Genomic DNA, 13,401 nt, shown 5'->3' with positions numbered 1-13,401 from the left:
CGACACCCCGGCCCAACGCCTAGCCGCCCTGATCAAGCAAGCAGCATGAGGAAATGCACTAACCGCTTGACTTTGAGGCGGAAAATGCTGCATGGTTGCAATCTCGCGGAGAGCGGGCCGGTGTCTCAGCCGTAGCGGAACAGCAGCATGCTCGCCGTGACCACCGCCGCGGCCAGCGCGATCACCGGCGCCACGACGGCACGGGCCAGCGTGGCGCCGACGACGGCACCGCCGATCATCGTCAACACCACCCCCAGCCGTAGCTTCTGGCGCTCCCCGGTGCCGCCGGCCAGCCGGCTGTCCACCCCGAGGCCCACGATCGTCGAGGTGAGGACGGTGGTGTAGAGCTCCTGGATGCCGAACTGGCGTGCGGTCGAGTTCTGCACGCCGAACGCGACCGCGAGGCCGCCGATCAAGAGCAGTCTGGTGGCGTCGGCGTATTGCAACACGCCGGCACCGGTCAGCGCGGCCAGCACGAGCAATAACACCACCTCGACGCTCAACGCCGCGGTCACCCACACCCGGGGCCGGTGACCCAGGCTCCGCACCAGTCGGCCGCCGAAGATCGCCCCGAGCAAGAAGCCGCCGAACGCCAGCAACACCGCGGTCAGGTCGAATCCCGCACCCGGGACGAAGACGAAGCCCAGAAAGATCGCGTTGCCGGTCATGTTCGCGACGAAGACACGCCCGAGCACCAGGACGCTGATCGCGTCGACCAGGCCGGTGGCGAAGGTCAGCAGCAGCAGGGCGGTCACGGTGCGCCGCGGTGAGATCGGCGACGTGACGAGCATGGGTCAGCTCTGGAATCGCGGCGTGAGGTCCAGCGAGGTGATGGTGGGCATTCTGGTGACCACCCAGCGGTTCTGCTCGCGCTTCATGTAAAGCCGGTACGCCAGGTATTTGATCGACGGAACGGCCCTGTTCAGTTCGCTGGTGGCCGAGGTGTTGGTGTACACGAGGACAGTGGCTTCCGGCCCGTCCAGGGATTCCACCGCGGCACCGACGATCTCGGTGGTGTCGGTGACCTTGGCCTGCTTGTTGCTCTCGGCGATCGCGGCGATGAACTTGCGGTACTGGGCTTCCAGGTCACCACTGAGATACACCGCCGCCCGATCCGGCAGGGTGTCCATGTTCTCGGGCGTGTAGTTCCACAGTGTGTGGATCGCCCGGGCCGCGGTGCGGGCGATGTCGAGTTTGGTGGCCACCTCGGCGCGGTCGACGAGGTAGGGCTGGGCGGCGCCGGCCGCGAACGCCGCCGACGCGATGAAGAGCGCACTGGCCAGCGCGCCGGCCACCCGCAGGCTGATCCGCCTGCGGACACGGGGTTTCGTTGCGGCGGTTTCGCTTTCGTCGCCGTCCCGGGTTTCGTCGGTCTCGTCTTCGGGTTCGCCGTCGCCGTCACCGTCGTCGTCGGTGATGGTGGCCTCGATGTCCTCGGTCAGACCGTCGTCACCGTCGGAGGACGTCTCGGTCACAGCACCTGGTTCAGATTGCTGATCTTCCACTGGTCCCCTTCCTTCTGCGCCGTCAGCAGCCAGCGGGATGCGGCGCTGATGTCCTGCTTGCCGTCGGGCGATTTACCGCTGTTCTCGACGGCCACCAACACGTTGACGCTGCCATCGTCGTTCCACCGCTCGACCCCGGTCCCGACCACCGTTCCGGTGGTCGGTTCGCTACGCGCGACCGCGAGCAGGATCTGATTGGCCTTGTCCTGGCACTCCTGCTCGAATTCGCCGGTGGCGTGGGCCATCACGTCTGCGACGTAGTCGTTGGCGTTGAACGGATCCGGCGAGGAGAACATCGTCATGAAGGCCTCCACTTCGCCGAGGACCTCGACATCGCGCATCGCCGCCCGATGGTTGGAGGCATGCGAGACCAACACCAGGGTGCACACCGTGATCGCCGCGGCCGCCAGCAGCAGTGCGGCCGTCAGCACCGCGGTCAGCGCCCGGCCCGGCGGCACGTCCCGCTCGACGAACAGCGGCCGGTGATCGGCGCCGAGCTGCCGCCGCGGACTCATCCCTCCCCCTCGGCCGGCAGCGGCTTGCTGACGACGGTGAGGTCATCGACCCGCCAGTCCCCCGCGGCCTTGGCGAAGGTGACCCGCACGGTGGCGCTGATCAGGCGCTCCTTTCCGGCCGTGCCGCGCTGCCCCTGCAGGAACAGCAGCATCGCCCCCCGGCGCGGGGTCGCGTTGAGGACGGCGGCGTCGGCGACCCGGTAGTAGTTCGGAACCGGTGCGCCGTTGCGGATCGCATCTTGTTGCGGCACCAACTGTTCGCGATATTTCTCGGTCGCCAACGACTGGGCCCGGGCGAAGTCGTCCGGCAGGGTCTTCGGGTCGTACGACAACATGTCCGCGACGATCTTGGGTCCCTGCCGGGAGAGCTCGCCCCGCGCCACCTCCGCGGAGTGTTCACGCTGGAAGACCAGCAGGTAGCTGACCACTGCGGCGATGACGCTGAGCGCGGCGGCCGCCACGAACGCCGCGCCCGTCTTGGCCCGGATTCCCTCCGGCCGCGGGCGGGTCCCGGCCTGGCGGACCTCGGTGCCGGTCAGGATGTCGGCGAAGGTCCGCCCACGCTTGTCGCGCAGCGACCAGATCCAGCCCGCCAAGAACGGCACGGTATCGAGCAGGTGCGCCACCTCGCGCAGCAACAACCGCGCAACACCCACCGGTTCGGTCGTGCCGCCACCGCGCACCACCTCGATTCCGGAGTATGCGCGGCCCAGGCTCCACCCGGTGAGCACCGGCAGCAGCGACCGGTTGACCGCGGTCGCCAAGATCGCCAGCCCGGCGATCGACATCGTGACCCACCACCACGGGCCGCCGGCCGGAAAGCCCAGTGCCGCCAGCGCCATCGCCGCCGCCACCACCGCGCCCGGCAGCAGGTCGATCGCCAGCGCGGCCGCCCGTGCCCGCCACCGCGCCGGCTCGGGCGCCTGCGTTACCGCGTCGGTCACCGGGCCACCTGATCGAGTCTGCCGATCCGGTACTGGCCGTCTTCGCGGACCATCTGGGCCCGCAGCCGGTAGCCCACCTCTTTGCCCTGGGTCTCGACGTTGTCGACCTTGACCCGGAACGCGACCAGGACGTCGACCGAGCCGTCCTCGTTGTTCCGCTCGACCGCGGCACCCATCTCGGTGAGCTCGGTGCGCACCTTGGCCGCCCGATATGCCTGAACGAAGATCTCTCCGTACAGGCCCGCCTGGGTCCGGAACTCACCGGCGGCGCAGTCGAGGATCTGCTGCTGGGCCAAGGCCACGTCGGACCCGTCGGGCGCCTGGGTGGCCAGGACGCAGTGCTTCGCCGCCTCCACCGCCTCCGCGTTGTCGCGGGCCATGACCTGACTCGCGGCATGGTCGCGCAGACCCTGGTAGCCGGCGGCCACCAACCCCGCGGCCAGTACGACCAACAACGCACAGCTACCGAGCAGGTGTCGGCGCCCGAGGCGGGACGGCGCCGACCCGGCGTCCGCTGCGTCGGCCTGGATCGATTCCGTCGTCGCGTCGTCTGCTGCGCTGGGCTCGTCCGCAACAATTGCGGAATCTGTGGTAGCGGCGGTGTCGGCGGTCTGCTGCTCCCCGTCCGTGGTCACTGGAACGGTGCCAGCATCCCCTTCCATGCGTCGTCTCCTATGTTGGTCGAGTTCTCGACGGAGTATTCGACGCCGTCCGGCCCCACCGCCTGGCCACTCTGTGGATTGTAGATCGCAGCGGGCCCCCCGCCCGGCGTGTAGACGCAGGGGTTCGGTTGCTGCCCGTTGCACTGCACGGTACCGGTGCCCGGCCGGGTCAGCGGGTCGTTGGCCGGCGGAGGCGTCGGCGGCACCATATCCGCAGGCAGCGGGTTCAGTCCGGTGTTGATCGACGGCGCCGGGATCACGTGGCCCGGTTCGACCGGCTGGTCACAGCGCGCACCGAGCGCCGGGCAGTTGCGGATCTGGTTCGGGTCGCCGTACCAGGGGTTGGTCCCCAGCGGGACGTACGGCTTGTCGCTGCGGCATTCCTTCGGCGTCGCGGCCCGCTTGCCCGGCACGTCGACACACGGGATGTTGCGCACGCCGCGGACGTTGTTCGACGGGGTGTCCTGCGGGATCCGGCAGGAGACGTCCGGCAGGTCAGCCGGTGTGGTGTCGGCGAAGGCCCGCCATTCGGATGCCGGCAGGTAACCGGTCAGACACGGCGGCGGATATCCCAGGCTCAGGCCCGGGATGGGCACCGGGAAGATCGGGCCCGGGAACGCGCCGAGCGCCACGTCCAGCGATGCGCGTCCGGGGAAGGTCGAGCTGACCGTCTGCACGATGGACCCGGCCTGCGGCAAGAACACCAACACCTGCTCGGTGTTGCGGTTGTAGCGCTTGCCCATCTCGGTCAGGATCGACATGTTCGCCATCATCTGCGGCAGGCTGTCCTTGGACTGGGTGAACACGCTGTGCACCTGCTCGACCAGCGGCGGCAGGTCGGTCAGGATGTGCTTCACCGTCTCGTCGCGGCTGGCGGCCTGAGCGCTCAGGACGTTGAGGTTGCGCGCCCACTGGTGAATCGCGTCGCCCGACTGGACCTGGCTCTCGATGATCGGCGCCGACTTCTCGATGATGTCGTCGACGTCGCCGAGGTTCTCCTTGAGGTCGGCGACGATCGCCTGCGTCGCGTCGACCAGTCGCTGCAGCGAGGGCCCCAAACCGCCGACAGCCGTCGCGGTCTCGTCGAGCACCTCGGTGATCTTGCCCGTCGGCAACGCGGCCAGGCCGCGGTTGGCGGCGTCCAGCGCCGGCCCGATCGCCGACGGCACGGTGCCCTTGGTGATCGTCTGGCCCCGTTTGAGGTACTGGTCCGGGTTATCCGTGGACACCAGATCCAGGTACTGCTCACCGATCGCCGACACCGAATGCACATTCGCGGTCGCGTCGACCGGGATCTTGTACTTGTCGGAGATCTGCATCGTGGCCTGCGCGCCCGTCTCGGTCGGCTCGACTCCGGTGACCCGGCCGATGATGGTTCCGCGGTAGGTGACGTTGGCGGTCTTGTACAGACCACCGGCCTCGGGCAGGTTCGCCTTGAGGGTGTACTGACCCAGGCCGGCAAGGCTCGGCAGGCGCAAGTAGTACACGCCCAGCACCGCCAGGGCGGCGACGGTCAGCACGCTGAAGATGATCAGCTGCCGTTTGATCTGCGCTGTCAGCAATTCCGGTCAGCCCTTTCCACATACGGACCGCCGGGCGCGCTGGCGGGGTTCGGCGTGTACCGGACGTCCGGGATCATCTTCTCGGGGTCGTGGCCGAAGGACTGCTCGAGCGCGCGCAGCATCCCCGAGAACCCGGTGCCGGTCAGGATCGCGTTGTCGATCGAGGCGAACGTCAGATCCACGACCAGCGAGGAGTTGATGAAGTCGCCGCGCACCGCCTTGAAGGCACCGTCGACGTGGTACGGCGCGGTGATCATGACCTGCAACAGGTCCGGTATGAACGGTGACGCCTTGCGGAGTTCCCGCGCGGGACACTGCATCGACGTCAGCACCTTGTTGAGGTCGCCCCGGGCCGGCGCGATCTGTTCGTTGGTCGCCCGGCCCATCTGGCCGAGCCCGTCGATGGCGTTGATGAAGATCGCCTGCTGGGCGTTGAAGTACTTGAACAGCGGCGGGAAGTCGGTCAGCACCCGGTCGATGGCGTCGTTGTGCTCGCTGAAGTAGCCGAGCAGCCGGTTGGTGGAGTCGATGGCGTGCGTGATGTCGTCACGCTGGTCGTTGAGGGAACCGATGAACGTGTCCAGTTTGTCCAGGAACGCCCGGATCTGTTCGGCCCGGCCACCCATGATCGCGTCGAACTCGGTGGTGATGGTCTCCAGGTCCGACAACCCGCCGCGGTGCAACAGCAGCGAGATACCGGCGAGGGTCCGCTCGATGGTCGGGAACGACGTCGAGTTGTTCAGCCCGATGGTGTCGCCGTCCTTGAGCTCGCCCACCGGGTCCGGCGGCGCCGCCAGCTCGATGTGCTGAGATCCCAGCAGGCTGGTCTGGCCGATCTTCGCGGTGGCGTTGCGCGGCAGGTGAACGTCCTTGTTGAGCTTGAGCTTCAGCGTGGCGACCCAGTTCTTCAACTCGATCTGGTCGACCGCGCCGACGAACACGTCGGCGACGAGCACCCGGCTGTTGCCGTTGAGCGCCAAGGTGTCCGGCACCTGCACATAGACGGTGTAGGAGCCGGGGCCGCTGCCGGGCCCGCCCGGCAGCGGAACGTTGGCGATACCCCGCCAATCCCGACACGAGGTCAGCGTCAACGCCACCATCAGCAGCACCAGGGCCTGCCAGGAGCGCCGGCTGACGGTCTTCATCGCTCTACTTCGTCTCATCAGCCTTCACCTCGCGGGGGAAGCGGTGCCACCGGGCCCGGGATCACATTCGGTCCGGGCGGGGGCGGTGCTATCGGAGCCACCCCGGGCGGCTGACCGATGAACGGCAGCGGACCGGGCGCCTCGTCGTAGGCGTTCGGCGGGCCGGGCGGGGTCTGATACTGGGACTCGATCGGCGCCGGGTCCGGGCCGCCCATCAACTGCGCCAGCGACTCGGGTGTCAACAGCCGGGCGGTGTCGTGACCGGGCTCCACACCCTGCATTCCGGGTGCGGTGATCCAGCCCGGCTGCGAGTTCTTGTGCGACAGCGGGGTGTCCGGTACCCAGATGCCGGGCACGGTGGTGTCCTTGTATCCCGGTGGCGGCTGCAGCCGCGGCTCGGAGTACGCGATCTGCTTGGGCGTGGTGTAGGCGCTGGTCCAGATGTTGATACCGAACGGCAGGTAGTTGAACTTGATGGCGTCGGCCACCGGCGCGAGGTACTCCGCGCACAGTTCGGCCGAGTCCTGGTAACCCAGCCGGCTGCCGGCCTGGATCGCGCTACAGATGAACTGCATCGGGTTGGCGAAGTTCGGCAGCACCGGGAAGCCGGTGACGGCGCCCTGCGCGGGGTGGTAGATCTCACCCGCGCCGGCCAACACGTTCGGCAGCACGTGCAGTGCGGTCTCCAGGCCTTCGAGCGGGTCCGGCTGGGTGAGGGCCGTCGACACCTCGGCCATGTTGTCGATGGTCTTGACCAGCGGTTCCTGGTTCTGGTTCAGGAACGCCCGGACGATCGTCATGGTGGCGTAGAACTGGTCGGAGGCCTTCGCGAGCTCCTGATCGGTGGTGGTCAGGTTGTTGCTGAACGTGGCCAGGTCCCGGTTGAGCTGAACGAACTGCTGGTCGTTGTGGTCGAGCGCCCGCACGAACAGCGCGAGGCTGCGCGTCACGGCGTAGAAGTCGCCGCGGCCCTTGTTCAGCGCGGTCAGCGCATCCGAGAGGCTGCTGAACGTCGTGTTGATCTGCTCGCCCTTGCCGGCCAGGCTGTCGGCGAAGGTCTCGATCGCCTCGCCGATCGGCCCCTTGGGCTGCTCCTTGGTCGGGCCCAGTTTGGTGATGATGTTGGTGACGTCGTTGCGCAGCGTGTCCCACTCGACCGGCACCTCGGTGCGTTCCTCGGGGATGACGGCCTTGTTGGCCAGCACCGGGCCGCCGCGGTAGGGCGGCTCCAGCTGGATGGTGCGCGACGCCACCAGGGTCGGGTTCAAGATGATCGCCTTGGCGTCGGCCGGCACCTTGTACTTGTTGTTGTAGTGCAGCGTGACCTTCATCTTGTCGCCGGCCGGTTCGATCTTGTCGATCGCGCCCACCCGCACGCCCATGATCTGGACGGCGTCGCCGGCGTACAGCGCATCGGTCGACGGGAAGTAGGCGACCACCGTGGTGCTGTTGAGCTTCCGGAACAGCTGCAGCCCGCCGAAGCCGGCCAGCAACGCCAGCACCAGCAGCGCCGACCCCACGATGACCGTGGCGCGCGACATCTGGGGCAGACGCACGCTGCGAATGTCGAAAACCGTACTCACGTCCGGCTACCTCCCTTCCAGCGAGCCGCCGCCGCCACCGGGCTGACTGTTGCCGCCTTCACCGGGTGCGATGAACGGCGCCGGCAATTGGTTGCCCGGTCCGGGCGGTGCCGGCGGTCCGGGCTCCCTCGGTGCCGGCGGCGGTGCCGCACCCGGGTTGGCCGGAGCCGGGCCGGGCATCGGGCCCAGCGGCTCGGAGCGCGCTCCCGGGTTGGCGTCGGGCATCGGGACCGGGGTACCGGGCACCACCGGCGGGGTCTCGCCGGGCCGGCCGGCGATCGGAATGCCCGGCGTCGAGGGCAACCCGTCCGGGTTCGGCGGTGAGACCAGCACATCGGTCGGGCCCGGGTACGGTCCGCTCGGCCCGAACGGTCCCGCGTTCGGGTCCAGGTTCGCGCAGGGCAACGGGTTGCCCGGGGTCGGGAACAGTCCGGCCGCCGGCGCGTAGGAGCACGGCGATCCCGGCGCCACGGCCGGTCCGGGGTGCTCCGGCGTGCCCTCGATCACCTGCGGTGCGGGCGGCGGTGCGCCGTTGGCGAACCTGGTCCCGTTGGGGTCGGGGTAGCGGAACTCCGGCAGGCCCGCGTTGCGCCAGAACTCCTCCGGCGAGATGCCGCGCTTCTTGAACGCGGCGTCGACCCACGGCTGCAGGATCCAGAACGGGATCACGTTGAGCGCCGAGACCTTGAAGTACGGTCCCGAGGCGATCGCGTCGTTGACGATCGTCAGGTAGCGGCCCAGGATCGTGAACATCTCGCGCAGGCTGTCCTGGCGGCGCACCAACATGGCGGTGATGTTCTCGGCCTCGACGAACACGTGGCGCAGATCCAGGTTCGGGTTGTCCCGGACCAGGCCCTGCACCTGTTCGCCGAAGTAGGCGATGTTGCCCAGCAGCGCCGAGATGGCTTGACTGCGCTGGTTGAACGCGCCCAGCAGGGTCTGGGTGTTGCGTAGGACGGCGTCGATCTGACCGCTGCGGTCGCCCATCACGGAAGCGATTTTGTTGGCCTGGGCCAGCAGATGGGTGATCTCGTCGTCGCGCTTGCCGATGGTGTCGGAGAACTTGGCGACGCCGTCGAGGGCGGCACTCAGATCGGGGGCGGTCTCGCTGACCGTCTCCGAGAGCACCTTCAGGGACCGCTTGACGGTGTCGATGTCCCAGCCGGACGCGGCCTTGGTGACGTCGAACACCGCATCGTAGAGCTGGTAGGGCGTGGTGCTCTGCCCCAGCGGCAGCACCCCCTGCGGGGGCATCTTCTTCTCGCCCTTGGGTTCGATCGCGAGCACCTTGCGACCCAGAATGGTGTCGGTCTTCACCCCGATGATGCTTTCGGTACCGATCGGGTGGGCGCCGACGGAGAACCGGACCAGGACGTGATCGCCCGCGATGGACAGGTCCTGGACCTTCCCGACGTCCACGCCCGAGATGCGGACCTTGTCCCCGGCGTTGAGCCCGCCGGTGTCGGAGAGTTCGCCGAAGTAGCTCGGCTCGGCGAACAGCATCGGCACCGTGGTGAAGGTCTGCCCCACCAAGGTCACCAAGGCGACCGTGATGATGCCGATGATGCCGATCCGTGGCCGGTTGGGCGGTTCCAGAGTCCTCACTGCGGTGTGCACCTCCCGGTCGGCTGCTGCCAGAGCCGGACGTTGCGAACCGGTCCGCCGGGCTGCAGGCCCGGGAGCTTGATAGTGGCGTCACAGATGTAGAAGTTGAAGAAGTCGCCGTAGACGCCGGTCCGCCCGATGAGCTTCAGCGCCTGCGGGATCCGCTCCAACAGCCCCTCGACGTCGGCCATCCGGTCCGGTGGCTCGGGGCCCGCGACCGGGAAGATGCTGTGCAGCTGCGGGCGGTTGTCGGCCAGCAGGTCGGCCAGGTTGCCGGCGGCGTTACCGAATTCGGCGGTGCCGAAGGCCAGCCCGGCGCGGTGGTCGTTCAGGCCCTTGACGAGCTTGTCGAAGTTGTCGACGGTCTCGTCGAACGTCTGGCGGTGCCGCACCGCGGTGTCCAGCACCGTGTTGAGGTTCTTGACCACCTCGCCGATGGCGGCATCCCGATCGGCGATGTGCGCGGTCAGTTGCGCGGTCTGCTGCAGGATGTCGTTGATGGTGCCGCCCTGGCCCTGGAAGACCGTGACGATCGACGAGGCGATGTTGTTGATCTTGTCCGGATCAAGCGCCCGGAACACCGGTTTGAAACCACCGATCAGCGCATCGAGGTCGAGGGCGGGCTGGGTGCGGGATGCCGGGATGAACCCGCCGGCCGGCAGCCGCTGGTCGGCGCCCTCACCGTCGCCGCGCTTGAGCTCCAGATACCGGTTGCCGATGAGGTCGTCGTAACGGATCTGCGCGGTAGTCGACTGGTACAGCGGCAGTGAGCGATCGACGTCGAAGTCGACCACCACGCGGCTGCCGCCTTCGACCAGGCGCACCTCTTTGACTTTGCCGATCTCCACGCCGGAGGCACGGACGAACTGGCCCTGGCGCAGGCCGCTGGCGTTGCTGAACTCCGCGGAGTAGCGGGACGTCCGGTCGAACCGGATCTGCCCGAATACCACGACCAGCCCGATCGTGAAGAGCAGCAGCACCGATCCGACGACGCCGAGTTTGACTGCAGTCCTGGTGATGTTCATGGGTTGATCGTGTTTTCCCCGACTTGGCGGCCCCAGACGTAGTCGATGGCCGTGGGCGATCCGGATTCGAAGTGGTTGTAGGGTGCTTGGCTGACTCCGGTGTCGGCCACCAGGTACGGCGCCGGCCAAAAATCGTGGGTGATCTCCTGCCAACAGCCGGGCGCCCCGCCGGGTCCGCCGCGGGCGTTGTAGCGCGGCAGGTTGTCCGGGTAGATGTAGGGGTTGGCCGGGCTGACCAGCTCACTGACGGTGTCCAGCGCGTAACCGTCGCCGCCGCCGAGGAAGTTGTACACCTTGGGCGCGCCCTCGGCGAGGTTGCGGATGGCGCAGAACAGTTCCGGGCTGTACTCGTCGAGCAGGGCCGACACCGGAACCAGGTCGGAGAACTGCGCCCGCAGGTAGGGGCCGAAGCGGTCGGTGATGTCCGCACCGAGGTTGCCCACGCCGGCCGCGGCCAGCAGCGCGGCGTCCAGTTGTTTCTGCTGGGCGGTGATCGTCTTCACCGTGGTGGGCGAGTGCTCCAGGAAGCCGACCAGGTCCGGCGCACCGGCGGCGTAGACGTCGCCGAGCGTCGCGAAACCCTTGAGGTCGCGCCGGAAGTAGGGCATCCGCGCGTTGACGTCGTCGAGGATCGCGGTCCCGTTGACCAGGGATTCACCGAACTTGTCCCCGAGGCCGGTCAGCGCCTGCGCGGCGGCGTGCAGGGTGAGGTTCAGTTTGACCGGGTCGACGCTCTCGGAGAGCTTGGTCACCGTCTCGAACAGCGTGTTGAGTTCGGTTGTCACCGATGTGGCGATGATGTGCTTGGTGCTGATGCGCTCCGTCGTCGGGTTGTCCGGCGCGGTCAGCGACACGTACTTGTTGCCGAACAACGTGGTCGCCATGATGTTGGCCTCGACGTTGGACGGAATCAGCTTGATGTATTTCGGTTCCACGTCGAGGGTGAACTTGGCCGCCGGCTTCTCTTCGAACTCTGTCGGCGCGATGGCCGACACCCGCCCGATCTGCACGCCGTTGTAGGTCACCGGGCCGCCCGGGTCCATCACCAGGCCGGCCCGCGGCGCCACCATGGTCAGCGATGTCGTCTTGATGAACGCCCCCCGGAACTGGCCGTAGACCAGTCCGGTGATGAGCAGCAGGACCGCCAGCGTCACCACGCCCGCGACCCGGTAGGGCGGGGTCTGCGACTTGTTCTCTCTCCCGGTTGCCATCGTCATCACATCGTCAGGTTGAAGTTGGGGTCGACGCCGTAGAGCGCCAACGCAGCGAACAACACGACCGTCGGCACCGAGATCAGTGACAGTCGCATCGATCGGCCGACCGCCTCACCGACGCCGACCGGGCCGCCGCTGGCGTTGAAGCCGTAGTAACAGTGGGTGATCATGACGATCACCGCGATCAGGATGGTCTCCATGAACGACCAGAACACATCGTCGGCCCGTAGGAAGGTGCGGAAGTAGTGGTCGTAGGTTCCCGACGACTGTCCGAAGAACAGGGTCGTGACGATCTGCGGCGAGGCGAACGCCATGATCAGCGCGAGCGCGTACAGCGGGATGATCACCGTGAAGCCGGCCACCACGCGGGTGGACACCAGGTAGGAGATGGAGTTGATCCCCATCACCTCCAGCGCGTCGATCTCTTCGCTGATCCGCATCGCGCCGAGTTCGGCGGTGGCGCCCGCGCCGACCGTCGCGGCCAGGGCGATGCCGGCGTTGACCGGGCCGACCACGCGGACGTTGACCAGCGCCGCAGCGAAACCGGTGTAGGTCTCCACGCCGATGTTGCCGAGCGAGGTGAACCCCTGAATCGCGATCAGCGAGCCACCGGCCAGCATCACGAAGCCGATGATCGCCACCGTGCCGCCGATGACGGCCATCGCGCCGGTGCCCATCCCCAGCTCGGCGATCAACCGCAGCGACTCCCGGCGGTACCGGCGCAGTGCCCACGGGATCTGCCGGATCGCAGTCAGGAAGAACCAGCCCATCTGGCCGCTCTTGTCGAGCGAACGTCCGGCCGCTCCGATGTAGCGCTGATAGTTCGCGATCAGCCCGGGAAACCGGGCGCGCACCACTGCCGACGTCGACATCTCAGGTCCCCGTTCCAAACTTCACGCCGATGGTGGTCAGCACGACGTTCACCGCGAACAACGCGATCACGCACAGCACCACCGTCTCGTTCACGGCCGTACCCAATCCTTTGGAACCGCCGCGAACAGTAAGACCCCGATAACAACCAACCAAGCCTGCGATAAGTCCGAACACGCTCGCTTTGACCGTGGAGATGATCACCTCGGGCAGCCCGGTCAGCAATGTCAGCGTCGACAGGTAGGCGCCGCCGGAGACATTCTGCAGGTACACGCCGAACAGGAAGCCGCCCGCCAGGCCGATGACGATGACCAGAGCGTTGAGCAGCAGCGCCACCACGGTCGCGGCGATCACCCGCGGCACCACCAGGCGATGGATCGGGTCGATACCGAGCACCTCCATCGCGTCGATCTCCTCGCGGATGGTGCGGGCGCCCAGGTCCGCGCAGATCGCGGTCGAGCCCGCGCCGGCGACCACCAGCACGGTGACCAGCGGGCCCAGCTGGGTGACCGCTGCGATGCCGGCACCGGCACCCGAGACGTCGGCAGCTCCGAACTGGGCCAACAGAATATTGAGGGTGAAGACCAGCAGCACGGTCAGCGGGATGGCGACCGCGACGGTGGGCACGAGGGCGACGCTGGTGATGAACCAACCCTGCTGCAGGGTCTCGCGCCACTGGAACGGCGGCATGAACAGTGCCCGCGCGGTCAGGGCGCACATCCGGAAGAACCCGCCGACCATCACCAGCGGCGGCATCACTCGATCACGGGC

At 67.7% G+C, this 13,401-nt stretch carries 13 protein-coding genes; all 13 read right to left on the bottom strand.

Annotated features, from left to right (window positions below; translation table 11 throughout):
• Positions 1-125: 125 nt before the first annotated feature.
• Genes AWC24_RS06165 through AWC24_RS06105 form a run of 13 tightly spaced genes read right to left on the bottom strand, consistent with a single transcriptional unit; the run spans position 126 to position 13,386 of the window.
• Positions 126-791 carry a YoaK family protein gene (locus tag AWC24_RS06165; RefSeq protein ID WP_085083052.1) on the bottom strand — a complete coding sequence of 222 codons (666 nt, stop codon included), beginning with the start codon at positions 789-791 and terminating at the stop codon, positions 126-128.
• A gap of 3 nt (positions 792-794) precedes the next feature.
• Positions 795-1,475 carry a mammalian cell entry protein gene (locus AWC24_RS06160; protein ID WP_085083050.1) on the bottom strand — a complete coding sequence of 227 codons (681 nt, stop codon included), beginning with the start codon at positions 1,473-1,475 and terminating at the stop codon, positions 795-797.
• Positions 1,472-2,020, bottom strand: coding sequence for an Rv1363c family protein (locus AWC24_RS06155; RefSeq protein ID WP_083037117.1), 549 nt, complete (start codon positions 2,018-2,020; stop codon positions 1,472-1,474). Before AWC24_RS06155 ends, AWC24_RS06160 begins: the two co-directional genes overlap by 4 nt.
• Positions 2,017-2,964, bottom strand: coding sequence for an RDD family protein (locus AWC24_RS06150; RefSeq protein WP_085083048.1), 948 nt, complete (start codon positions 2,962-2,964; stop codon positions 2,017-2,019). Before AWC24_RS06150 ends, AWC24_RS06155 begins: the two co-directional genes overlap by 4 nt.
• Positions 2,961-3,599, bottom strand: a complete 639-nt coding sequence (locus tag AWC24_RS06145) for an Rv1363c family protein (RefSeq protein WP_234807274.1) — start codon at positions 3,597-3,599, stop codon at positions 2,961-2,963. The genes AWC24_RS06150 and AWC24_RS06145 overlap by 4 nt, the downstream gene beginning before the upstream one ends.
• On the bottom strand, positions 3,596-5,188 hold the full coding sequence (locus AWC24_RS06140; protein WP_085083046.1) for an MCE family protein: 1,593 nt from the start codon (positions 5,186-5,188) through the stop codon (positions 3,596-3,598). Before AWC24_RS06140 ends, AWC24_RS06145 begins: the two co-directional genes overlap by 4 nt.
• Positions 5,182-6,333 (bottom strand): MCE family protein, encoded by a 1,152-nt coding sequence (locus AWC24_RS06135; protein WP_083037114.1) that lies wholly within the window; start codon positions 6,331-6,333, stop codon positions 5,182-5,184. Before AWC24_RS06135 ends, AWC24_RS06140 begins: the two co-directional genes overlap by 7 nt.
• A 17-nt stretch (positions 6,334-6,350) precedes the next feature.
• Positions 6,351-7,916, bottom strand: coding sequence for a virulence factor Mce family protein (locus AWC24_RS06130; RefSeq protein ID WP_085083044.1), 1,566 nt, complete (start codon positions 7,914-7,916; stop codon positions 6,351-6,353).
• Between the two features lie 6 nt (positions 7,917-7,922).
• The gene (locus tag AWC24_RS06125) at positions 7,923-9,521 is read right to left on the bottom strand and encodes an MCE family protein (protein ID WP_085083042.1); all 1,599 of its coding nucleotides are present in this window, start codon (positions 9,519-9,521) and stop codon (positions 7,923-7,925) included.
• On the bottom strand, positions 9,518-10,546 hold the full coding sequence (locus AWC24_RS06120; protein ID WP_085083040.1) for an MCE family protein: 1,029 nt from the start codon (positions 10,544-10,546) through the stop codon (positions 9,518-9,520). Before AWC24_RS06120 ends, AWC24_RS06125 begins: the two co-directional genes overlap by 4 nt.
• Positions 10,543-11,757, bottom strand: a complete 1,215-nt coding sequence (locus tag AWC24_RS06115) for an MCE family protein (RefSeq protein WP_085083074.1) — start codon at positions 11,755-11,757, stop codon at positions 10,543-10,545. Before AWC24_RS06115 ends, AWC24_RS06120 begins: the two co-directional genes overlap by 4 nt.
• A gap of 5 nt (positions 11,758-11,762) precedes the next feature.
• Positions 11,763-12,632: an ABC transporter permease gene (locus tag AWC24_RS06110; RefSeq protein ID WP_085083038.1), complete on the bottom strand. Its 870-nt coding sequence runs from the start codon at positions 12,630-12,632 to the stop codon at positions 11,763-11,765.
• Position 12,633: 1 nt separating this feature from the next.
• Complete coding sequence (locus AWC24_RS06105) at positions 12,634-13,386, bottom strand: MlaE family ABC transporter permease (RefSeq protein ID WP_085975688.1); 753 nt, start codon at positions 13,384-13,386, stop codon at positions 12,634-12,636.
• Positions 13,387-13,401 lie beyond the last annotated feature (15 nt).

Source organism: Mycolicibacter senuensis, from assembly GCF_002101885.1.
In the GTDB taxonomy this organism is placed as follows: domain Bacteria; phylum Actinomycetota; class Actinomycetes; order Mycobacteriales; family Mycobacteriaceae; genus Mycobacterium; species Mycobacterium senuense.
Note: the sequence above shows the minus strand (reverse complement) of the source record. Positions and strands in the feature narration are given on the sequence as shown.

Coding starts and splice junctions, on each gene's coding strand:
- AWC24_RS06165 (WP_085083052.1), bottom strand. CDS start 791: ATGCTCGTCACGTCGCCGATCTCACCGCGGCGCACCGTGACCGCCCTG.
- AWC24_RS06155 (WP_083037117.1), bottom strand. CDS start 2,020: ATGAGTCCGCGGCGGCAGCTCGGCGCCGATCACCGGCCGCTGTTCGTC.
- AWC24_RS06135 (WP_083037114.1), bottom strand. CDS start 6,333: ATGAAGACCGTCAGCCGGCGCTCCTGGCAGGCCCTGGTGCTGCTGATG.
- AWC24_RS06120 (WP_085083040.1), bottom strand. CDS start 10,546: ATGAACATCACCAGGACTGCAGTCAAACTCGGCGTCGTCGGATCGGTG.
- AWC24_RS06115 (WP_085083074.1), bottom strand. CDS start 11,757: ATGGCAACCGGGAGAGAGAACAAGTCGCAGACCCCGCCCTACCGGGTC.
- AWC24_RS06110 (WP_085083038.1), bottom strand. CDS start 12,632: ATGTCGACGTCGGCAGTGGTGCGCGCCCGGTTTCCCGGGCTGATCGCG.
- AWC24_RS06105 (WP_085975688.1), bottom strand. CDS start 13,386: ATGCCGCCGCTGGTGATGGTCGGCGGGTTCTTCCGGATGTGCGCCCTG.